Source organism: Nocardioides sp. (genome assembly GCF_044226305.1).
Classification (GTDB): Bacteria; Actinomycetota; Actinomycetes; order Propionibacteriales; family Nocardioidaceae; genus Nocardioides.
Map to the genome: position 1 here is coordinate 102469 of NZ_JBGAHF010000004.1, position 21251 is coordinate 123719.

General features: G+C 73.5%; 23 protein-coding genes. 14 read left to right on the top strand and 9 right to left on the bottom strand.

Annotated elements, in window-relative coordinates; genetic code table 11:
• The first annotated feature begins 19 nt into the window (after nucleotides 1-19).
• Both proC and ACILQ5_RS05945 read left to right on the top strand, forming a co-directional pair.
• Nucleotides 20-826 carry a pyrroline-5-carboxylate reductase gene (gene proC / locus ACILQ5_RS05940; RefSeq protein WP_395657061.1) on the top strand — a complete coding sequence of 269 codons (807 nt, stop codon included), beginning with the start codon at nucleotides 20-22 and terminating at the stop codon, nucleotides 824-826.
• A gap of 26 nt (nucleotides 827-852) precedes the next feature.
• Entirely contained in the window at nucleotides 853-1389 is a 537-nt protein-coding gene (locus tag ACILQ5_RS05945) for an SRPBCC family protein (RefSeq protein WP_395657062.1), read from the top strand.
• A 118-nt stretch (nucleotides 1390-1507) separates the two neighbouring features.
• Here ACILQ5_RS05945 and ACILQ5_RS05950 read toward each other — a convergent pair whose 3' ends face one another.
• From ACILQ5_RS05950 to trpS, 5 genes are all read right to left on the bottom strand, one after another.
• Complete coding sequence (locus ACILQ5_RS05950; RefSeq protein WP_395657063.1) at nucleotides 1508-1879, bottom strand: hypothetical protein; 372 nt, start codon at nucleotides 1877-1879, stop codon at nucleotides 1508-1510.
• Nucleotides 1876-2553, bottom strand: coding sequence for a TetR family transcriptional regulator (locus tag ACILQ5_RS05955; RefSeq protein WP_395657064.1), 678 nt, complete (start codon nucleotides 2551-2553; stop codon nucleotides 1876-1878). The genes ACILQ5_RS05950 and ACILQ5_RS05955 overlap by 4 nt, the downstream gene beginning before the upstream one ends.
• Complete coding sequence (locus tag ACILQ5_RS05960) at nucleotides 2522-2950, bottom strand: hypothetical protein (protein ID WP_395657065.1); 429 nt, start codon at nucleotides 2948-2950, stop codon at nucleotides 2522-2524. The genes ACILQ5_RS05955 and ACILQ5_RS05960 overlap by 32 nt, the downstream gene beginning before the upstream one ends.
• A complete protein-coding gene (locus tag ACILQ5_RS05965; RefSeq protein ID WP_395657066.1) occupies nucleotides 2947-3363 on the bottom strand; it encodes a hypothetical protein in 417 nt (138 codons plus the stop codon). Before ACILQ5_RS05965 ends, ACILQ5_RS05960 begins: the two co-directional genes overlap by 4 nt.
• Before the next feature lie 78 nt (nucleotides 3364-3441).
• On the bottom strand, nucleotides 3442-4398 hold the full coding sequence (gene trpS, locus ACILQ5_RS05970; protein WP_395657067.1) for a tryptophan--tRNA ligase: 957 nt from the start codon (nucleotides 4396-4398) through the stop codon (nucleotides 3442-3444).
• 175 nt (nucleotides 4399-4573) lie between these two features.
• Between trpS and ACILQ5_RS05975 the strand changes: the two genes are divergently transcribed.
• From ACILQ5_RS05975 to ACILQ5_RS05995, 5 genes are all read left to right on the top strand, one after another.
• Nucleotides 4574-5761, top strand: coding sequence for an acetoin utilization protein AcuC (locus ACILQ5_RS05975; protein ID WP_395657068.1), 1188 nt, complete (start codon nucleotides 4574-4576; stop codon nucleotides 5759-5761).
• Between the two features lie 161 nt (nucleotides 5762-5922).
• Nucleotides 5923-6126: a helix-turn-helix domain-containing protein gene (locus ACILQ5_RS05980; protein ID WP_395657069.1), complete on the top strand. Its 204-nt coding sequence runs from the start codon at nucleotides 5923-5925 to the stop codon at nucleotides 6124-6126.
• A 118-nt stretch (nucleotides 6127-6244) separates the two neighbouring features.
• Complete coding sequence (locus ACILQ5_RS05985; RefSeq protein ID WP_008356322.1) at nucleotides 6245-6346, top strand: 30S ribosomal protein bS22; 102 nt, start codon at nucleotides 6245-6247, stop codon at nucleotides 6344-6346.
• Nucleotides 6347-6362: 16 nt separating this feature from the next.
• Nucleotides 6363-7427 (top strand): NAD-dependent epimerase/dehydratase family protein, encoded by a 1065-nt coding sequence (locus tag ACILQ5_RS05990; RefSeq protein ID WP_395657070.1) that lies wholly within the window; start codon nucleotides 6363-6365, stop codon nucleotides 7425-7427.
• Nucleotides 7420-8547: a lysophospholipid acyltransferase family protein gene (locus ACILQ5_RS05995; protein WP_395657071.1), complete on the top strand. Its 1128-nt coding sequence runs from the start codon at nucleotides 7420-7422 to the stop codon at nucleotides 8545-8547. The genes ACILQ5_RS05990 and ACILQ5_RS05995 overlap by 8 nt, the downstream gene beginning before the upstream one ends.
• 519 nt (nucleotides 8548-9066) lie before the next feature.
• On the opposite strand, the gene ACILQ5_RS06000 is transcribed toward ACILQ5_RS05995, so the two are convergent.
• From ACILQ5_RS06000 to ACILQ5_RS06010, 3 genes are all read right to left on the bottom strand, one after another.
• Entirely contained in the window at nucleotides 9067-10227 is a 1161-nt protein-coding gene (locus ACILQ5_RS06000; protein WP_395657072.1) for a DUF5667 domain-containing protein, read from the bottom strand.
• 79 nt (nucleotides 10228-10306) lie between these two features.
• A complete protein-coding gene (locus tag ACILQ5_RS06005) occupies nucleotides 10307-11080 on the bottom strand; it encodes a sigma-70 family RNA polymerase sigma factor (protein WP_395657073.1) in 774 nt (257 codons plus the stop codon).
• A gap of 112 nt (nucleotides 11081-11192) precedes the next feature.
• Complete coding sequence (locus ACILQ5_RS06010) at nucleotides 11193-12068, bottom strand: HAD family hydrolase (RefSeq protein WP_395657074.1); 876 nt, start codon at nucleotides 12066-12068, stop codon at nucleotides 11193-11195.
• A gap of 64 nt (nucleotides 12069-12132) precedes the next feature.
• Here ACILQ5_RS06010 and ACILQ5_RS06015 point away from each other — a divergent pair, with 64 nt between their 5' ends.
• The 7 genes from ACILQ5_RS06015 (at nucleotide 12133) to hemB (ending at nucleotide 19807) form a co-directional block, all read left to right on the top strand.
• Nucleotides 12133-13671: a class I adenylate-forming enzyme family protein gene (locus ACILQ5_RS06015; RefSeq protein ID WP_395657075.1), complete on the top strand. Its 1539-nt coding sequence runs from the start codon at nucleotides 12133-12135 to the stop codon at nucleotides 13669-13671.
• Between the two features lie 5 nt (nucleotides 13672-13676).
• Complete coding sequence (locus ACILQ5_RS06020; RefSeq protein WP_395657184.1) at nucleotides 13677-13913, top strand: glutaredoxin family protein; 237 nt, start codon at nucleotides 13677-13679, stop codon at nucleotides 13911-13913.
• A 233-nt stretch (nucleotides 13914-14146) separates the two neighbouring features.
• Entirely contained in the window at nucleotides 14147-14818 is a 672-nt protein-coding gene (locus ACILQ5_RS06025) for a redox-sensing transcriptional repressor Rex (RefSeq protein ID WP_395657076.1), read from the top strand.
• Nucleotides 14815-16107 carry a glutamyl-tRNA reductase gene (locus tag ACILQ5_RS06030; RefSeq protein WP_395657077.1) on the top strand — a complete coding sequence of 431 codons (1293 nt, stop codon included), beginning with the start codon at nucleotides 14815-14817 and terminating at the stop codon, nucleotides 16105-16107. The genes ACILQ5_RS06025 and ACILQ5_RS06030 overlap by 4 nt, the downstream gene beginning before the upstream one ends.
• A complete protein-coding gene (gene hemC / locus ACILQ5_RS06035; protein ID WP_395657078.1) occupies nucleotides 16104-17066 on the top strand; it encodes a hydroxymethylbilane synthase in 963 nt (320 codons plus the stop codon). The genes ACILQ5_RS06030 and hemC overlap by 4 nt, the downstream gene beginning before the upstream one ends.
• Entirely contained in the window at nucleotides 17063-18706 is a 1644-nt protein-coding gene (locus ACILQ5_RS06040; RefSeq protein ID WP_395657079.1) for a uroporphyrinogen-III synthase, read from the top strand. The genes hemC and ACILQ5_RS06040 overlap by 4 nt, the downstream gene beginning before the upstream one ends.
• 105 nt (nucleotides 18707-18811) lie before the next feature.
• Complete coding sequence (gene hemB, locus ACILQ5_RS06045; protein ID WP_395657080.1) at nucleotides 18812-19807, top strand: porphobilinogen synthase; 996 nt, start codon at nucleotides 18812-18814, stop codon at nucleotides 19805-19807.
• Between the two features lie 21 nt (nucleotides 19808-19828).
• On the opposite strand, the gene ACILQ5_RS06050 is transcribed toward hemB, so the two are convergent.
• Nucleotides 19829-21007 (bottom strand): lytic transglycosylase domain-containing protein, encoded by a 1179-nt coding sequence (locus tag ACILQ5_RS06050; protein WP_395657081.1) that lies wholly within the window; start codon nucleotides 21005-21007, stop codon nucleotides 19829-19831.
• Nucleotides 21008-21251 lie beyond the last annotated feature (244 nt).

The window sequence follows — 21251 nt, forward strand, 5'->3', positions numbered from 1 at the left end:
AAGTAGTAGGGAGTTCCCCATGGCCCAGACCGCGATCCTCGGTGCCGGGGTGATGGGGGAGACCCTGCTCTCCGGCCTGGTGCGCGCCGGCCGTCGCGTCGACAACCTCCTCGTCGGGGAGAAGCGCGCCGAGCGGGCGCGCGAGCTCGAGGAGCGGTACGGCGTCGCCGTGGTCGGCAACGCCGAGGCGGCTCGCAAGGCCGACACCCTGGCGCTCGTGGTCAAGCCGCAGGACATGGGCGACCTGCTCGAGGAGATCGCCGGTGAGCTGCGCGCGGGCCAGCTCGTGGTCTCGCTCGCGGCCGGCATCACCACCGCCTTCATCGAGTCGCGGGTGCCCGCGGGGGTGGCGGTGGTCCGGGTGATGCCCAACACGCCGGCGCTCGTGGACGAGGGCATGGCCGCGATCTCCCCCGGGTCGCACTGCTCCGAGGAGCACCTCGCGGAGGCCGAGTCGCTGATGGCCTCGGTCGGCCGGGTGCTGCGCATCCCCGAGCGCCAGCAGGACGCGGTCACCGCGATCTCCGGCTCGGGCCCCGCCTACATCTTCTACGTGGTCGAGTCGATGATCGAGGCCGGCGTCCACCTCGGCCTGCCGCGCGCGACCGCCACCGAGCTGGTCCTGCAGACCGTCGTCGGGTCGGCCAAGATGCTGCGCGAGACCGGCACCCACCCGGTCGTGCTCCGCGAGCAGGTCACCTCGCCCGCCGGCACCACCGCGGCCGCGCTCCGCGAGCTGGAGATCCACAAGGTGCGCGCTGCGTTCCTGGCGGCCATGGAGGCCGCTCGCGACCGGTCGCGAGCGCTCGCCGAGGGAAGCGACTGAGGACAGCGACCGAGGGCAGCAGCTCCGTGGCCACCGGGACGATCCCGCTCGCGTGGGGGTGCACGCCGGCCGAGCACGCCCGGCGCTACCCGGCCGACGACCGCGTGGAGGAGCTGGTCGGCGGGTCGGGCGGGTCGGTGCTGCGGATGACCCGCGTCGTTGCCGTCGACGCCCCGCCGGAGCGGGTCTGGCGCTGGGTCTGCCAGATCGCGGTCGCGCCGTACTCCTACGACTGGATCGACAACCGGGGTCGGCGGTCCCCGCAGCACCTGGTCCCGGGCGCCGACCACGTCGAGGTCGGCCAGCGGGTGCAGGTCTTCCGCGTGACCGACGTCGAGCCCGGGCGACAGTGGACGGGGACGACGATCCCCCGGGTGTTCGGCCGGACCGCGGTGACCTACGCCGTGGAGCCGGCCGGGCCGGGCGCGCGCCTGGTCTGCCGGATCACGACCGGCCAGCGGGGTCCGGCCGGGTGGGCGTGGGCCCGGCTGCTCGCGTGGGGCGACCTGGTGATGATGCGCCGCCAGCTGCTGAACCTGAAGGAGCTCGCCGAGCGGGGATGAGCCGGTGGCGGCCTGGTCGGCCCTGGCGGGATCGCGGTCGTCACAGGTTCACCATGGGATGCAGGCGAACCTGCACTTCCCACGCTCTGCTCGCCGTGGGAAGTGAGGGTTGACCTGGTCACCATGGTGAACCTGAGGCGAGCCGGCTGCGTCGGCGCGCCACCCGCCGCAGCGTCCACCCGACCAGGGCGACGTTCGCGCAGGCGACCAGGGTCATCAAGACGGTGAAGGTCAGGGTGACCGGCCAGATCGACGGGTCGGCGACGACGGGGTCGGTCGACGACAGGCTGCCGGTGGCGGGGCTGTCGGCGACGCTCCAGGCCAGGGCGCCGAGCAGGTAGATGGCCGGCAGCGCCACGAGCACCAGTGGCAGGGTCAGGACCCCGGCGGCCACCTCGGCCCACCACAGGTCGCCCCTGCTGGAGAACGCGGCGGCGGTCAGGCCCGCCACGGTGGCGACGTAGGCCGCGGCGACGACCCGGCCGGTCACGACGGCGACCGGACGGCGCGGAGCAGGCCCAGCACGTCGTCGACGACGCCGCGGATGACGGGCAGGCGCGAGAGCCGCACGAGCCGGTCGACCACCGGCACCGCGCGGTCGACGAGCTCCCGGCTGCGCCGCTGACCGGGGCTGTCGTCGTACACCCAGAACAGCACGACGCCCATCTGGAGCAGCCAGAGCAGCTCGGGCAGCTCGCCGCGCAGTGCCGGGAGCGGCTTGACGTCGGAGCCCTCGAGCACCCGGGCGAACAGCGCGATGCTCGCCTCGCGCGCCGGGGCCGACTCCGGGCTGAACGGCGACAGCGGGCTGTGCGGGTCGGCGGCGTTGCGGAAGAACTGGCCGGCGAACTCGTGGTGCGGCTCCGCGACGTCGAGCCAGGCCAGCAGGACGCCGCGCAGCCGTCGGTCGAAGCCGGTCTCGACGTCCAGGACGCGTCCGGCCGCGGCGGCGTGCTCGACCTGGAGCTGGTCGTAGAACGCCTGGACCAGGTGCTCCTTGGAGCCGAAGTAGTAGTAGGCGTTGCCCAGCGAGACCCCGGCCTCGGCCGCGATCGCGCGCATCGTCGTGCGCCCGTAGCCGGCGTCGCGGAAGAGCCGCATCGCGGCGTCGACGATCGTCCGCCGGGTCTGCTCAGCCTTGGGGGAGCGCGCAGGATCCGGCACAGCGGTCAGGGTAGTCGGCACCTCGCTCACCTCCGTCCGAGCCGTCGCGGGTCAGCTGCCGCAGTCCCGCGGCGCCGTAGGCCAGACCCCGGGCGAGGGGCAGCAGCCGCGGGTTGGCCAGCCGCTCGGCCAGCCCGCGGTAGGGGCGGGTCGCCCACAGGCACATCACCCAGGCGCGCTCGTGGGTCCAGACCGCGCCGTCGATCCCCACGACGGTCACCTCCTCGAGGGTGCGGCCGTGGTCGAGCCCGGGGAACCGGCGCCGCGCCTCGTCGGACCCCGCCGGGACCAGCTCGAGCGGCACCAGCAGCGGCTGCGACCACAGCCAGGCGGCGAACGACCGGCACAGCGGGCAGGACGGGTCGGTGAGGACGGTCAGCCCGGCCGGGGTGGTCATGACGGGTACGCCGGCTGGGTCGGCGGCAGGAAGGCCTGCGGCGGGACGGGGGCCACCCGGTTGCGCTCGAGCCGGCTGCGGCGCCGGATGGCGTTGAACGCGTAGACGTTGAGGAAGTGCAGGACGCCGAGGGTCAGCAGCACGACCCCGACCTTGACGCTCAGCGTCTCGACCATCTCGCGGAGGTCGGCGACCGGCTCGCTGATCCGGAGGTAGAGCATCACGAACCCGAGGTTGAGCAGGTAGAAGCCGACGACGAGCAGGCGGTTCACGGCGTGGGCGAGCCGCTCGTCCCCGGCGAACACGTCCTCGAGGAAGACCCGTCCGTTGCGCGACAGGGTGGTCGCCACCCAGATCGTGAGGGGGATGGTGACGAGCAGGTAGACGACGTAGGTGCCGACGGTCCAGGTCACGGCGGTCTCGCTTTCTTGAACGTGTTCAAAAGTAGGTGTCTCCACCGTAGGGCAAGTTTTGAACATGTTCAAGAGTGTTCAGAGACCCATCGCCGCCTGGGCGGCGACGAGGACCGGGCCGGTGACCTCGCGGCACCGGGCGGCGCCGGCCTCGAGGACCGTCGTCACGTGCGCGGGGTCGTCGGCCAGCTCGGCGTACCGCTCCTGGAGCGGCTCGAGCACGGCCACGACCGCGTCGGTGACCGCACGCTTGAGGGCGCCGTAGGTCGTGAGCCCCTCCGCGGACCCGCCGCAGGCGGCCAGCACCTCGAGCAGGTTGGTCACCCCGGGCTTGCCCGGCGCGGCGCGCACCGCGTCCGGGCCGGTGTCGGAGTCCGTCACCGCGCGGCCGACCTTGCGTCGTACGACGTCGGGCGGGTCGAGCAGCAGCACGACCCCAGCCGCGTCCGCGTCGGACTTGCCCATCTTGCGGGTGGGGTCGTCGAGCCGCATCACCCGGGCGCCGGCGGCCGGCAGGGTCAGCTCGGGCACGGTGAAGACCGGGCCGTAGAGCCGGTTGAAGCGCAGCGCGAGGTCCCGGGTCAGCTCGACGTGCTGACGCTGGTCGGCGCCCACCGGCACCCGGTGCGGACGGTAGAGCAGGATGTCGGCCGCCATCAGGGCCGGATAGGTGTAGAGGGAGGCCCGGGTGGAGTCGACGCCCCGGCCCTTCTCCTTGAACTGGATCATCCGGTTCAGCTCGCCGGTGGTCGCGGTGCACTCGAGCAGGTAGGCGAGCTGGGCGTGCGCCGGCACCTGGCTCTGGGTGAAGACGGTCGCGTCGCCGAGGCCCGCCGCGAGCATCAGGGTCGCGGTCTCCCGCACCAGGGTGCGCAGGCGCCCGGGGTCGTGCGGCGTGGTCATCGCGTGCAGGTCCGCGATGCCGTAGAAGCAGTCGGCGTCGCGCTGGGCGGCGACCATCGGGCGCAGCGCGCCGAGCAGGTTGCCGAGGGTGAGCCGGCCGCTCGGGGTGAGCAGCGAGAGCGTTCGTTCCATGGGGTCCTCCTGGTCAGGGGCCCACGGTCGGCACGCGTCAGGAACGCAGAACGGCCGCCCGTGGGCGGCCGTGGGGTGTCGTGCGTGCGCGTCGACGAGAGTGGTCCGCCCTCAGGCGAGCCACCAGAACTCGGAACGCGTCAGCACCGCTCCAGAGTAGCGGTAGCGTCGCATCATGCCCACGTGCGACGGACCGGCGACGGTGGTCTTCGACCCGAGCCTCACCGAGTACGACTTCGGTCCGGCGCACCCGATGTCCCCGGTCCGGGTCGACCTCACCATGCGTCTCGCCGAGGAGCTCGGCGTCGTGGGCGGCCGGCTGAAGCGGGTGCACGCGCCGATCGCGAGCGAGGACCAGATCGCGACCGTGCACGAGCCGGGGCTGATCGAGGCCGTGATGAAGGCCGGCTCGACGCCGAACGCCTACTTCGAGCGACGCGGGCTCGGGACCGACGACAACCCGGTCTTCCCCGGGATGCACCAGGCCGCGGCGCACATCGTCGGCGCCAGCCTCGAGGCGTTCCGGCAGGTCTGGTCGGGGGACTCGCTGCACGGGGTGAACATCACCGGCGGGCTGCACCACGCGATGCGGGACCGCGCCAGCGGCTTCTGCATCTACAACGACGTCGCCATCGGCATCCAGTACCTCCTCGACCAGGGGGCGGAGCGGGTCGCCTACGTCGACGTCGACGTCCACCACGGCGACGGGGTCGAGAAGATCTTCTGGGACGACCCGCGGGTGCTCACCATCTCGCTGCACGAGACCGGCCAGATGCTCTTCCCGGGCACCGGGTTCCCCCGCGACCTCGGTGGCCCGGCGGCCCTCGGGTCGGCGGTCAACGTCGCCCTCCCGCCCGGCACGGGCGACGGCGGCTGGCTCCGGGCCTTCCACGCCGTCGTACCGCCCCTGGTGCGCGAGTTCGCCCCCGACGTGCTCGTCACCCAGCACGGCTGCGACTCCCACATCGAGGACCCGCTCGCCCACCTGATGCTCTCCGTCGACGGCCAGCGCGCGGCCTACCTGGCCCTGCACGACCTGGCCCACGAGGTCAGCGGCGGGCGCTGGGTCGCGACCGGCGGCGGTGGCTACGCGCTGGTCGAGGTGGTCCCGCGGGCGTGGACCCACCTGCTCGCCATCGTCGGCGGCCGGCCGCTGGACCCGGACACCGACACCCCGGGCGGCTGGCGCGACCACGTGCGGACCTCCTTGGGCCGGGTGGCACCGCACCGGATGACCGACGGGCGGCGGCCGGCGTACCGTGACTGGGGCGAGGGGTACGACCCCGACACCTGGCTGGACCGGGCCATCCACGCCACCCGGATGGAGACCTTCCCGCTGCACGGGCTCGACCCGTTGCCGTAGCGCCGGACCGGTCGGGCGCAAGCGGACACGCCGTACCACGTCCGCTACTTTGGTCAACCTCTTCCCCACGAGTCACACCAGGCTCTATTCTCACCGTGCGCGACGCGTGCACCACCGGCGGGGAAGCCGGTGGCGCGTCAGACAGAAAGTATCGGTGCACGATGGCTACCAGCTCCGGGGACATCTCCGAATCGAAGTTCCTCACCGTTGCCGAGGTGGCGGCGATGATGCGCGTGTCCAAGATGACCGTGTATCGCCTCGTCCACAACGGCGAGCTCCCTGCCGTCCGGGTCGGCCGATCGTTCCGCGTCCTCGAGACGGACGTCGACGACTACCTGCGGAAGAGCTTCTACAGCGCCGGCTGAGACGCCGGCCGTCCACGGGCGGACCGGCCGATTCTGCACCCGATTCCCTGCCGGATAGGCTGGGTCGGTCCTCGGGGTCCGTCCTGGGGCTGCAGTACTGCTGTCGAAAGGTTCTCCTGTGGGTTCTGTCATCAAGAAGCGGCGCAAGCGCATGGCCAAGAAGAAGCACCGCAAGCTGCTGAAGAAGACGCGCGTCCAGCGTCGCAAGCTCGGCAAGTAAGGCCAGCGCGGGTCCGATGGGCAGCGCCGGCAGGGTCGTCCTGGTCACCGGGGTCTCGCGCGACCTCGGCCGGCGGTTCGCGCGCGCGCTGGCCTCGCGGCCCGGCATCGCCCGGGTCGTGGGGGTCGACGCCATGCCACCGCGCGGTGACATCGGCGACGTCTCCTTCGTGCGCGCCGACATCCGCAACCCGGTCATCGCCAAGGTGATCGTCAAGGAGGACGTCGACACCGTCGTCCACATGAGCGTCATCGCCACGCCCGGCGCCGCCGGAGCGCGCAACGCGGCGAAGGAGCTCAACGTCATCGGCACCATGCAGCTGCTCGCAGCGTGCCAGAAGGCGCCCGGGCTGCGCACCCTGGTCGTGAAGTCGTCCACGGCCGTCTACGGCGCCAGCAGCCGCGACCCCGCCATGTTCACCGAGGACATGGAGCCGCGCCGTCCCGCCCGGTCGGGTTACGCGAAGGACCTCTCCGAGGTCGAGGGCTACGTGCGCGGCTTCGCCCGTCGCCGGCCCGACGTCCGGGTCACCATCCTCCGGCCCGCCAACGTGATCGGCGCGCACGTCGTCAGCCCGCTGACGTCGTACTTCCGGCTCCCCGTGCTGCCCACGATCCTGGGCTTCGACCCGCGGCTGCAGTTCCTCCACGAGCAGGACCTGATCGGCGCGCTCGAGCACGCGACCAGCGCCGACCTGGCCGGCACGTTCAACGTCGCCGGCGACGGCGTCCTCACGCTCTCCCAGGCGGTACGCCGCCTGCAGCGGCCGACGGTCCCGCTGCCCACGTTCGCGCTCGGAGGGCTGGGCTCGGCGCTGCGCTCCTCCCGGCTCGCCGACCTCTCGCCCGAGCTGGTCGCGCTGCTGACCTACGGTCGCGGTGTCGACACGACCCGGATGCGCCACGACCTCGGCTTCGAGCCGGCGTACTCCACCGCCGAGGCGTTCGCCGACTTCGCCGCGCCGCTCCCGGTCACCGGTGGCCGCACCCAGCGGGTGCTCGACCGCGTGGCCCGCTCCCTGCCCGACCCGGAGCCGGCCCTGTCCGTGCTCCCCGCGCCCGGAGGTGGCCGTCGTGGGTGACGCGGAGATCATCCCGATCGGCACCCGGGGCCGCCCCGGGCGCGCGACCGGCACCCAGCCGTCGTCGGCCGCCCGCGGGCTCGCCGGCGGCCGGACCGCCGCCAAGGCGGCGGCGCCGACCCGGCGACCCCCGGCCCACCGGACCACCCCGGTCGACGACGCGTCCGGCTCCGCGCCGGAGCCGGAGCGTCCGCCGGTCGTGACGGCCGACCGCGAGCCGTCCGGTGGCATCCCCGCCGCGGACTGGCTGGCCGCGATCCAGCACGGCGCCCGCGAGGTGTTCGGGGACGAGTGGGAGCAGCAGCTGGCCCGCTTCCTGGCGTTCCTCCGCCGCCGGGTCAGCGGCGACTACCAGGTCGACGAGTACGGCTTCGACCGCGAGGTCACCGAGCGGTTCCTGATGGCCTCGCTGCGACCGATCGCGGAGAAGTGGTTCCGCGTCGAGGTCCGCGGCGCCGAGAACATCCCCGCGGACGGCGGCGCGCTGGTCGTCTCCAACCACTCCGGCACCATCCCGGTCGACGGCCTGATGACGATGGTGTCGATCCACGACACCACCGGTCGGTTCCTCCGCCCGCTGGGCGCCGACCTCGTCTTCCGGCTGCCGCTGGTCAGCTCGGTGGCGCGCAAGAGCGGGGCGACCCTCGCCTGCACCGAGGACGCCGAGAGGATGCTGCGCGGCGGCGAGCTGGTGGGCGTGTGGCCCGAGGGCTTCAAGGGCATCGGCAAGTCCTACTCCCAGCGCTACAAGCTCCAGCGGTTCGGCCGCGGCGGCTTCGTCTCCGCCGCCCTGCGCACCGGTGTGCCGATCATCCCGCTGTCGGTGGTCGGTGCCGAGGAGATCTACCCGCTCGTCGGCAACGTCCCCTCGCTCGCCCGGCTCCTCGGACTGCCCTACATCCCGATCACGCCGTTCTTCCCGCTGCTCGGGCCGCTCGGGCTCGTGCCCCTGCCCTCGAAGTGGCTGCTGGAGTTCGGCGAGCCGATCCGCACCGACGAGCTCGACGCCGGGGCCGCCGACGACCCGATGCTCGTCTTCAACGTGACCGACCAGGTCCGCGAGACGATCCAGCAGACGCTCTACACGCTGCTGATGCAGCGCCAGTCCGTCTTCCGCTGACCTCGGCCCCGCCCCCTCTGGCTGGCCCTGGAGGCGTCATACGAGGTGGTCGTGGGGGCGACCGGGCCGTATGACGTTGCGCGGCGGCCTCGGGGACGTCATGCGAGGTGGTCGTGGGGGCGACCGGGTCGTATGACGTCTCGCGCGGCGGCCTCGGGGACGTCATGCGAGGTGGTCGTGGGGGCGACCGGGTCGTATGACATTGCGCGGCGGCCTCGGGGACGTCATGTGAGGTGGTCGTGGGGGCGACCGGGTCGTATGACGTCTCGCGCCGGGCTCCGGGGCAGCGTGGGACGACGAAGTTCGCGTCGGGACGACAGAGCTTCGTCGTCCCGACGCGGATCTCGTCGGCCGGCCGACAAGACTCGTCCCCAGGGCCCGGGGCGTCATGCGGCGTGGTCGCCGGGGCTGCCAGGACGTATGACGTCTCGCGGTGGCGCCGGGGGCGTCATGCGAGGGGGTCGCCGGAGCACCCAGGACGTATGACGTCCCGCGGGGACTCGGCGGCGGGGGACGGGGCTACTGGTCCTGCCCGGTGAGCGGGCCGACGACGCTGCCGAGGATCTCGCCGACCCCGCCGACGACGTCACCGACGCTCGGGACCGAGGGGGTCTGCGTCGGGTTGTTGCCGGTGTGCGTGCCGCTGCCGCCCCCGGTGAGGGCGTCGGTCAGGCCCTGGGTCAGCGCCTGGACGGGGTCGGTGGTCCCGGAGGCCCCGGGGGTCGGCGTGCCGTCACCCGCGTCGGTCACACTGGCCGGGCCGACGTCGCCGGGCTGGACGTGGGGCAGGTGCGGACCGCCGCCGCCCCGGTGCTGGTGCTTGCCGCCGCGGGCCGGCTGCGGGCTCGGCTGCGGGGCGGACGGGACGAAGATCTGCTCCTGCGCCGCGGCGAGCACGGGCGGGATCGACTCGATCGGCGTGCCGCCGCACTGGGGGCAGCGCTGGGCGGCCTCGGAGTCGATGGTCTCCAGGGTGCGGGCTGCGCGGATCAGCTCGTCGCGCGCCGACGCCGGCACCAGGGGCTCGAGGGCGGCCAGCTGGTCGAGGCTGGAGGAGGCGAAGTCGCGCAGCTCGGCGATCGAGGAGGCGTCGCCGTGGTGGGCGTAGTCGGCCAGCAGCAGGTCGGAGGCCTCGGTCGCCTGCGCGGTGAAGGTGTCGAGGGTCTGGGCGATGCGGATCTCGTCGCCGAAGTCGTCCTGCTGCGAGAGCGCGTCGACCTCGTCGAGGCGGTCGGAGGCGCTGGCGAGGATCGTCGACCCCTTGCTGCCCTCGCCGACCGACAGGCCGGCGTGCGCGCTCTCGATCGCGCGCTTGACGGGGTAGAGCGCCTCGCCGGGCAGGGCGCCCTGGGACGCCACCGCGACACCGGTGGTCACGCCGACGGCCGTGATCCCGCCGACCAGGACGGCGGCGAACCGGCGCTCGCGGACCGGGCGCCGCTCGGGCAGCCGCAGCTTCGACGTGTCGGCCGGGGCGAGGGCCGTCTCGGCCTCGGCGAGCAGCGCGGCCCGGAGGTCGGCGACGAACTCGGGCCGCGCGGTGACCTTCGGGGTCGCGCGCAGCGCGCCGACGAGCTCGAGCAGGTCGGCGTCACGGGTCGTCGGTGAGTCGGCCGTGCCGGCCTCGACCAGCGCGTCGAAATCATCGGCGCGACGCTGCGCCGGGAATCCCCACGTCATGTCGACCTCAACGAGGTGCGAGGCGGCGGAGTTACGGCTCCGGGGGCACCGAGGTAAACGATTTCGTCCGGCCGTGCCATCAGTCCCGGATCCCTTCCGGCATCAGCTTGGCGAGGTTGCGCACCCCGCGGAGCTGGAGCTGCTTGACGGCGCCGTCCGAGCGGCCGAGCACCTGCGCGGTCTCCGCGATGCTCATGCCCTGGAGGAACCGCATCACCAGGCAGTCACGCTGCTCCGGGGGCAGCTCGGTCAGGGCCTGCAGGAGGATCTCGTTGGTGAGGCCGGCGAGCACGGCGGACTCGGGGCCCTCCGTGGCGTCGTCGTGGAGCGCCATGTCCTCGGTGGTCATCTCGAGGCGGGTGCGGCCGGCCTTGAAGTGGTCGGTCGCCAGGTTGCGGGCGATCGTCATCAACCAGGCGCCGAAGTCCTTGCCCTGCCACCGGAAGTTGTTCATGCTCCGCAGCGCCCGGAAGAACGTCTCCGAGCAGAGGTCCTCGGCCAGGGTGCTCGAGCGGGTCCGGTAGAACAGGAAGCGGTAGACCGAGGGCTGGTAGTGGTCGTAGAGCATCCCGAACGCGTCGGCGTCGCCGCCCCGGGCCAGCTCGACCAGGGCGATCAGCCGCGACCGGTCGGCCTCGTCCTCCTCGGAGGAGGCGGCCAGGTCGGCGTCGTCGTAGCCACCGCCCCCGCCACCGGTGCCCGTGCTCGTGTTCGCGCGGCCGTTGGTGAGAGCCTCGGTCGCCACCAGACCGGGGATGCCGGCGTAGCGCGGCTGCTCGCTGAGGAGGACGTGCGCGACCAGCCGACGCAGGCCCTCGAGCCCGCGCGCGACGTCAGCGTCCTCCCACGACATGTGTCACCCTCCGACGATGCTTCCCCCGAAGCCTTCCCCATCGTAAACGTGAGTTACTCCTCGGGGAACCGACGTGTTTCGCAAAGGTTGCGGCGATCCGCCCGGGGAGGCCTCAGCGGCGGCGACGGAGCGTGGCACCCGCGGCGACGGCGCCGGTGACGGCCCCGGCGGCCGCGCCGACGAACGCGCCGGCCCGCAGCGCCTTGCGGCCGGTGCGGTAGTCGCGGATCCGCCAGCCCTGCTCGCGGGCGTGGGCGCGGAGCCTGGCGTCGGGGTTGATCGCGCACGGGTCGCCGACCATCGAGAGCATCGGCAGGTCGTTGTAGGAGTCGGAGTACGCCGAGCAGCGCCGCAGGTCGAGGCCCTCGCGCTCGGCGATCGCCCGCACCGCCTCACCCTTCGCCGGGCCGTGCAGCATGTCGCCCACCAGCCGGCCGGTGTAGACGCCGTCGACGTGCTCGGCGACGGTGCCCAGCGCCCCGGTGAGACCGAGCCGCCGGGCGATGATCTGGGCGATCTCGATGGGCGCGGCGGTGACGAGCCAGACCCGCTGCCCCTCGTCGAGGTGCAGCTGCGCGAGCGCGCGGGTGCCGGGCCAGATCCGGTCGGCCATCGCCTCCTCGAAGATCTCCTCGCCCAGGTCCTGCAGCTCCTGGACGGTGTGGCCGGCGATGAAGCCCAGCGCCGATGCGCGGGCGTCGGCGACGTGGGCGGGGTCCTCGACGCCGACCACGCGGAAGTAGGCCTGCTTCCAGGCCGCGCCGAGGATCTCGCGGGTCGTGAAGAACTTCCGGCGGTGCAGCCCGCGGGCCAGGTGGAAGATGCTGGCGCCCTGCATCACGGTGTTGTCGACGTCGAAGAACGCCGCCGCTTCCGCGTCGGTGGGCGGGGTGAGCGCGGACTCGACCTCGGCCGCCGCCGCCGCGGCCTCGCCGGCGAGCACGGAGCGCGCCTGCAGGTTGCGCGGGCGCGGGCGCTTCTCGGTCACGGAGCCGAGCGTAGTGGTCCCCGGGGCGGCCGGGCCGGTCCGATCGCTGTGGAAGGATCGGCCCATGTCCGGAGTGCGCGACGTCGCGGAGCTCGTGTCGGCCGCTGCTGCGGAGGAGCCCGACCGGGTCGCGCTCGTCGAGCCAGGCGGCCGCCGGACGACCTGGTCGCAGCTCGAGGACGAGGTGGCCCGGCTGGCGACCGGGCTGGGCCTCGCAGGCGTGGTGGGCGGGCAGCGGGTGCTGATCGCGATGGGCAACCGGCTCGAGTTCGTGACGACGTACCTCGGGGTGCTGCGGGCCCAGGCCGTCGCCGTCCCGGTCAACCCCCGCTCGACCGTCGACGAGCTCGCGCGGATGCTCGACGACTCCGGCTCGCGGGTCGCGGTCGCGGAGCCGGCCACGGCGGCGGCGGTGCGCGAGGCCGCCGGCACGCTCGCGGCACCCCCGCGGGTGGTGGTCGTCGGCGAGCCGTCGTACGACGACCTGCGCGCTGCTGCTGCCGAGCCGGTCCCGCCGCTCCAGGACCCCGAGAAGCTGGCGGCGCTGCTCTACACCAGCGGCACCTCCGGCCGGCCCCGGGCGGCGATGCTGACCCACCGGGCCCTGCTGGCCAACGTCGAGCAGGTCGCGCAGGTCGAGCCGCCGATGATCCACCGCGACGACGTCGTCCTCGCGGTGCTGCCGCTGTTCCATGTCTACGGCCTCAACGCCGTGCTCGGCGGAACGATGCAGCGCCGGGCCCGGCTGGTCCTCGCCGAGCGGTTCGACCCCAGCGGGACGCTGGCGCTGGTCGAGGCCGAGCAGTGCACCGTGCTGCCGGTGGCCCCGCCGGTCTTCCCCACCTGGGAGGACCAGCCCGACCTGCGCGAGCGGCTCCGGTCGGTGCGCCTCGTGCTCTCGGGCTCGGCGCCCCTGTCGGCGGAGGCGGTCCAGCGGTTCAGTGCGCGCACCGGGATCCCCGTGCACCAGGGGTACGGGCTCACCGAGGCCGCCCCGGTCGTCACGAGCACGCTGTGCAGCGCCGCGCCGGAGCCCGGGTCCGTCGGCGCCGCGCTCCCCGGGGTGGAGCTCCGTCTGGTGGACGAGGGCGGACGGAGCCCGGAGGGGGAGGACAGCGGCGAGATCCAGGTGCGCGGCGCCAACCTGTTCAGCGGCTACTGGCCCGACGGCTCCGGCGGTCCGGACGCCGAGGGGTGGTGGTCGACCGGCGACGTGGGCTTCCTCGACGACGACGGTGACCTGTTCCTGGTCGACCGGCTCAAGGAGCTGGTCATCGTCTCCGGCTTCAACGTCTACCCGACCGAGGTCGAGGACGTCATCGCCGAGGTGGTCGGGGTCGACGACGTCGGTGTCATCGGCGTCGAGGACCCGCAGACCGGCGAGGCGGTCGTGGCCTACGTGCGCGCCGACCCGGCGTCCGCCCCCGACCCCGAGGCGCTCGCCGCGGCCGTGCGCGAGCACTGCGCGCGTCGGCTGGCCCGGTTCAAGCAGCCGTCACGGGTCGAGGTGGTCGACGAGCTGCCCAAGACCGTGACCGGCAAGGTCCAGAAGGGCCGGCTGCGCGGCATCGAGCGCCGGCGCCGCTCGGGGCTGCTGGAGTGAGCGCCGTGCCCCGGGTGACCCTCTACTCCCGTCCCGGGTGCCACCTGTGCGACGACGCCCGCGAGGTCGTCGCACGCGTGTGCGCGGACCTCGGCGAGGAGTACGACGAGGTGTCGATCGACGACGACCCGCAGCTGCTCGAGCGGTTCGGCGAGGAGATCCCGGTGACCTTCGTCGACGGGCGGCAGCACGACTTCTGGCGGGTCGACGAGCAGCGCCTGCGCACCGCCCTGGGCGGCTGACCGTCCCGGTCGTCGCGGAGTCCCCGACGGCGCTGGGCCGACCCGGCGCACGTGGCTCATGTCACATGTGATAGCGCGGACCCCGGGACGGGCCCTCGCCGGTTTGTTCTCCCGTTCACAAACTCCTACAGTGAACGCGCCGCCGGGTGCACGACGGCCCTCCAGGAGGGCGTCACCGCCGCGTGCCCGACGACGGCCCAGCCCATGGCGAGACGGCTTGGAGACGAGACGCAGTGACCGCACGGACCGACAGCGCCCGGGACATCCCCGAGGCCACCGTCGCGCGACTCCCCGTCTACCTCCGGGCCCTGGTGACGCTGTCCGAGCAGGGCACCGCCACCTGCTCCAGCGAGGAGCTGGCGGTCGCCGCCGGCGTCAACAGCGCCAAGCTCCGCAAAGACCTCTCCTACCTCGGCAGCTACGGCACCCGCGGCGTGGGCTACGACGTCGACTACCTGCGCTACCAGATCGCCCGCGAGATCGGGGTGACCCAGGACTGGCCGGTCGTCATCGTCGGCATCGGCAACCTGGGCCAGGCGCTCGCCAACTACTCCGGCTTCCGCAGCCGCGGGTTCCGCGTGGTGGCGCTGCTCGACGCCGACCCCGCGCGTCACGAGGAGGTCGTGGCCGGCCTCGACGTACGCCCCTTCGACGACCTCGAGCGGATCGTGCACGAGCACTCGGTCGCCATCGGGGTCATCGCCACCCCCGCGCTGGCCGCCCAGGACGTCGCCGACCGGATGGTCGCCTGCGGGATCACCAGCATCTTGAACTTCGCGCCGATCGTGCTGAGCGTGCCGCCGCAGGTCGACATCCGGAAGGTCGACCTCTCCATCGAGCTGCAGATCCTCGCCTACCACGAGCAGCGCAAGACGCAGGGGGCGACCCAGGAGGTGACGGCATGAGCGTCCTGGTCGTCGGCATGTCCCACAAGTCGGCCCCCGTCTCGCTGCTCGAGCGGGTCGCGCTGGACACCCCGGGGGTGCACAAGCTCATCGACGAGGTGGCGGCGTGCGAGCACGTCACCGAGGCCACGGTGATCGCGACCTGCAACCGGCTGGAGATCTACGCCGAGGTCGACCGCTTCCACGGCAGCGTCGAGGAGGTCTCGCGGCTGCTGGTCGAGCGCGCCGGCGAGTCCACCGAGTCGATGCTCCCGCACCTCTACGTCCACTACGACGACGGCGCCGTCTCGCACCTGTTCCAGGTCGTCGCCGGCCTCGACTCGATGGCGCTCGGCGAGGGCCAGATCCTCGGGCAGGCCCGCGAGGCGCTCAGCTCGGGCCAGGAGACCGGCACCGTCGGTCCCGCGCTCAACGTCCTCTTCCAGCAGGCGCTGCGCGTCGGCAAGCGCGCCCGCGCCGAGACCGACATCGACCGCGCCGCTCCCTCGCTGGTCACCGCCGCCCTCGACCGCAGCCACGCCGCGGTCGGCGACCTCTCCGGCATGCGGGTGCTCGTGCTCGGCGCCGGCGCGATGGCCGGCCTGGCGACCGCGACCGCTGCGCGCCGCGGCGCGGCGAGCGTCACCGTCGCCAACCGGACCGCCGGCAACGCCGACCGCCTCGCGGCGGAGTACGGCGCCCGCTCGGCCGCCCTCGCGGACCTCGACGCCGAGCTCGCGGTCGCCGACGTCGTCGTGTCGTGCACCGGCGCCACCGGCGTCGTCGTCTCCCGCCAGGCCGTCGAGCGCGCCGTCGCCGGCGGTCGCGAGCTGGTCCTCCTCGACCTCGCCCTGCCCCACGACGTCGACCCGACGGTCGAGGACGTGCCGGGCGTGACCCTGGTCAACCTGGCCGAGCTCGCCGAGGAGCTGCGGGACAGCGACGCCGGCCGAGAGGTCGAGCAGGTCCGCCGGATCGTCGCCCAGGAGGTCGCGGCCTTCCTCGGGGCCCGCCGCCAGGCCAGCGTCACCCCCACGGTCGTCGCCCTCCGCTCGATGGCCACCTCGGTCGTCGACGCCGAGATGGAGCGGCTCCAGACCCGGCTCCCCGACCTCGACGAGGCGTCCCGCGCCGAGGTGCTGCACGCCGTGCGCCGGGTGGCCGACAAGCTGCTGCACCAGCCCACCGTCCGGGTCAAGGAGCTCGCCAACGAGGATGGCGCCGTCTCCTACGCCGACGCCCTCGCCCGGCTCTTCGCCCTCGACCAGGACGCGGTCGACGCCGTGGTCCGTCCGGAGGGGCTGGGATGAGCGACCCGACCACGGCGATCCGCCTCGGCACCCGCGCCTCGGTGCTGGCCACCACCCAGTCCGGCCTGGTGGCCGAGCTGCTGCGCGCGCGCCTGGGCCGCCCCGTCGAGCTGGTCGAGATCGCCACCGACGGCGACCGCACCCAGGCCGCGGGCACGCCGCTCACCGGGGCGTCCTCGACCGGGGTCTTCGTCTCGGCGCTGCGCGACGCGCTGCTCGACGGACGCGTCGACGTCGCCGTGCACTCGCTCAAGGACCTCCCGACCGCGCCGGCCGACGGCATCGACCTGGCCGCCGTACCCACCCGGGAGGACCCGCGCGACGTGGTCGTGGCCCGCGACGGGCTCACCCTGGGCGAGCTGCCGGTCGGCAGCCGGGTCGGCACCGGCTCGCCCCGCCGCGTCGCCCAGCTGCACGCGCTCGGCCTCGGTTTGGACCTCGTCGGCGTTCGTGGGAACGTCGACACCCGGATCGCCAAGGTCCGTTCCGGGGAGTACGACGCCGTCGTGCTGGCCCGGGCCGGGCTGGCCCGGCTCGGCCGTCTCGACGAGGCGACCGAGGTGCTGGACCCGCTGCAGGTGCTGCCCGCCCCCGGGCAGGGAGCGCTCGCGGTGGAGTGCCGGTCCGGCGACGACCTCGCCAAGCTGGTCGGCGAGGCGATCGACGACCCGGCCGCCCGGGCGGCCGTGACGGCCGAGCGTGCGGTGCTGGCCACCCTCGAGGGGGGCTGCTCGGCGCCGATCGGGGCACTGGCCGAGGTGGTCGAGGGGGAGGACGGGGACGAGCTGTGGGTCCGGGCCGTGGCTCTCTCCCCTGACGGGGGGCTGGCGGTCCGCAGGTCCGCCTCCGGAGCGCCCGCCGACGCTCAGGGCGTCGGCACCCGGTTGGCCGAGGAGATGCTCGCCGACGGGGCTGCACAACTGACGATGGATCCACCAGACAAGAGGCAGAACGCATGACGCGAGGCAAGACCACCACCGCCGGCTCGGGCTCCACCCGGGGCTGGGTGTCGTTCGTCGGCAGCGGCCCGGGCGACCCCGGACTGCTGACGGTGCGCGCCGTGGACCTGCTGGAGCAGGCCGACGTCGTGGTGACCGAGCTGCCCGAGCACGTCGACCTGGTCCGCGCCGTGCGCGGCGCGACCGAGGGCGGTCCCGAGATCGTCGACGGCGGCTTCGGTGAGGACGGCCAGCCGCTGACCCACGCCGCCCGCGCGAAGGTCGTGGTGCGGCAGGCCAAGCGCGGCGTGCGCGTGGTCCGGCTGATGTCCGGCGACCCGTTCGTCTACGCGTCCGGCCCCGAGGAGGCGCAGGCCTGCGTCAAGGCGGGCCTCGCCTTCGAGATCGTCCCCGGCGTCTCGTCGGTCAGCGCGGTCCCGGCGTACGCCGGGATCCCGCTCACCACCAAGGACCACCGTGAGGTCGCGGTCGTCACCTGCGGCGAGAAGGTCGACTGGAGCCAGTACGCCGACAAGCGGACGCTGGTGCTCCTCTCGGCCGTCGGCCAGATCGGTGACATCGCCGCGAGCCTGGTCGCCGCGGGCCGCTCGCCGCAGACCCCGGTCGCGATGACCCGGGTCGGCACCACCACCGAGCAGGCCACGGTCACCTCGACCCTGGAGCGGATCGGCGCCGACGCGCGCGCCGCCCGGATGGCTCCGCCCGCGGTCACCGTGGTCGGCGACGTCGTCGACCTGCGCGAGACGCTGTCCTGGTTCGAGACCAAGCCGCTCTTCGGCTGGCGGGTCCTGGTGCCGCGCACCAAGGAGCAGGCCGGCTCGGTGTCGCAGCGGCTGCGCAGCTACGGCGCGGTCCCCGACGAGGTCCCCACGATCTCCGTCGAGCCGCCGCGCAACCCCCAGCAGATGGACAAGGCCGTCCGCGGCCTGGTCGAGGGCCGCTACGAGTGGATCGCGTTCACCTCGGTCAACGCGGTCAAGGCGGTCCGGGAGAAGTTCGAGGAGTACGGCCTCGACGCGCGGGCGTTCTCCGGCCTCAAGATCGCCGCGGTCGGCGACAAGACCGCGCAGGCGATCGGCGACTGGGGCCTGCGCGCCGACCTGGTGCCGTCGGGCGAGCAGTCCGCCGCCGGCCTGCTCGCCGACTGGCCCGAGTACGACGAGATGCTCGACCCGATCAACCGGGTGTTCCTGCCGCGCGCCGACATCGCCACCGAGAACCTCGTGGCGGGCCTGGTCGACCTGGGCTGGGAGTGCGACGACGTGACGGCCTACCGCACCGTCCGGGCGGCCCCGCCGCCGGCGCCGACCCGGGACGCGATCAAGACCGGCAAGTTCGACGCCGTCGTGTTCACGTCCTCGTCCACGGTGCGCAACCTGGTCGGCATCGCCGGCAAGCCGCACCCGTCGACGGTGATCGCGGTCATCGGCCCGGCCACGGCGAAGACCGCCGAGGAGCACGGCCTGCGGGTCGACGTGCTGTCGCCGGCGCCGGACGTCGACGTGCTCGTCGACGCGCTCGCCGACTTCGGGGCCGCGCGCCGGCTGGCGATGGTCCAGGCCGGCCAGCCGGTCACCAAGCCGTCGGACCGCAAGCCGTCCGCGCGTCGCCGGACCCGTGAAGCGGGGATGGCGACGTAACCGCGGACGGGTCGAGCAGGCCCGCTTCCGAGGCACGAGGAAGCGACGGCCGTGTCGAGACCCAGTGAGACAACAAGCAGCCGTCAGCACGTCATGTGAGGTCAGATGAGCGAGGTCCCGCCGGTCCACGGCCCGACGATCCGGCCGCGGCGGCTGCGCACCACGCCGGCGCTGCGGCGGATGGTCGCGGAGACCTCGGTCGAGCCGCGACAGCTGGTGCTGCCGCTGTTCGTCCGGGAGGGCATCGACGAGCCGCAGCCGATCTCCTCGATGCCCGGCGTCGTCCAGCACACCCGCTCCTCGCTGCTCGGCGCGGTCACCGAGGCCGCCGAGCTCGGGCTGGGCGGGGTGATGCTGTTCGGCATCCCCGCGGAGAAGGACGCCGTCGGCTCCGGGGCGACCGACCCCAACGGCGTGCTCAACCTGGCCATCACCGACGTGGTGGCCGAGGTCGGCGACGCGCTCACCGTGATGAGCGACCTGTGCCTCGACGAGTTCACCGACCACGGCCACTGCGGCGTGCTCACCGCGGACGGCCGGGTCGACAACGACCGCACCCTGGAGGCGTACGCCGACATGGCCCGTGCCCAGGCGCACGCGGGCGTCGACATGGTCGGCCCCAGCGGGATGATGGACGGGCAGGTCGCGGTCGTCCGCGAGGCGCTCGACGCCGCCGAGCACACCGACGTCTCGATCCTGGCCTACTCCGCGAAGTACGCCTCGGCCTTCTTCGGGCCCTTCCGCGAGGCCGTGGACTCCTCGCTGGTCGGCGACCGGCGCACCTACCAGCAGGACTCCCCGAACGCCGTGGAGGGCGTCCGCGAGGCGCTGCTCGACGTCGCCGAGGGCGCCGACATCGTGATGGTGAAGCCGGCCCTGGCCTACCTCGACGTGGTGCGCCGGGTCCGCGACGCCGTCGACGTCCCGGTCGCGGCGTACAACGTCTCCGGCGAGTACGCCATGCTCGAGGCGGCCGCCGCCAACGGCTGGATCGACCGCGAGCCGGCGATCCTGGAGACGCTGACCGCGATCCACCGCGCCGGCGCGGACGTGGTGCTCACCTACTGGGCCGCCGAGGCCGCCCGGCTCCTGGCGCGCTGACGCCGATCTCGGTGCTGCTCGTCAGTGCGTGTAGTTGTACACGCACTTGTCGAACGGGTCGTCGTCCTTGAGCGGGTTGTCGACGTAGCCGTCGAGGGTGCACTGGGCGATCGCCTGGGCGAGGCTCAGCACGTCGTCGACCGGCGGGACGGAGGTCGAGGGCAGGGGGGGCACGGAGACCGGGGTGCCCGGGACGTGGACGCCGCCGCCACCGCCGCCGCCACCGCCCGAGCCACCGCCCGAACCGCCGCCGGTGACGCCGCCGACCGGCGTGGTCGGCTCCGACGAGGGCTGCTCGGTCGGCTCGGTCGTGGTGCCGCCACCGGTGTCTCCGCCGCCGCCCTGCGGCTGGTGGTGCGGGTGCGGCTGCGGCGGGTGGTGACCGCCGCCGTGGAACGCCGGAGCGGGGTTCGGGACGACGTAGCCGGCGGAGGTGGTGCCGTTGGGGACCGAGGTGAACTCACCGTCGGTGTAGGCCTGCGCGATCCGCAGCACCAGGTCGACGTACGACGTGCTGTGGTTGTAGCGGTAGACCGCCGCACGCTGGCCGGCGACGGTCGACAGGTCGTCGTCGCCGGAGCAGAGGTAGACGGCGGTCGCCAGGGCGGCGTCGTCGATGTCCTGGGGGTTGCGCTTGCCGTCGCCGTCGGCGTCCACCCCGACCACCGACCAGGTGGAGGGGATGAACTGCATCGGGCCGATCGCCCGGTCGAACTTGGCGTCGGAGTCGTACTGCCCGGCGTCGGTGTCGGCGATCCGCGTGGTGCCGTCGGACCCGTCGAGGGGGACGCCGAAGATGCCGGGCCGCGCCACGCCCTGCGAGTCGAGGCTGTTGCCGTTGGTGCGGCCGTGGTCGGACTCGACCCGGCCGATGGCGGCGACCAGCTGCCACGACAGGTGGCAGCCGCGGTCGGCGGCGTCGATGACGGTCTCGGCCCGCTGGTAGGCCGCCAGCGCGGCCGCGGGGATCCCGGACGTCGACGCGGTGGAGACCACCTTGCCGACGTCGCCGTGCACGGCGGGGGCGAGGCCGCCGGCGGTCGAGACGCTCGCCGGCGCCTTGATCGCCTGGGTCGGGACGGTCGAGCCGTCCGGGAGGTGGGTGTCCGTGCTGGCGTCGGCGGTCGCCACGCCGGTGCCCACCCCGGCGATGCTCGCGGTCCACGCCGCGGAGAGGATGGCCAGTGGGACCAGGGCCATGGCCCGCTGCCCACGTCCGAAGCGCGCTGTCGACATCGTGATCGGTCTCCCTGCTCCCTGGTGACTCGCTCGAGTCGCGTGTCCCTCGTCACGCGGTATCCGATCCAACGAGCGCATCGACCTGCGGTTACGCGGCGGCGCGCCCCGGTGTCTCGGACCGTCGTTCACGGAGACGACTATTCCCGCAGGTCATGACGGTGAAACACTCGTTCACCGAAACCTCGGAGTGGCCCGGAGCACCCTC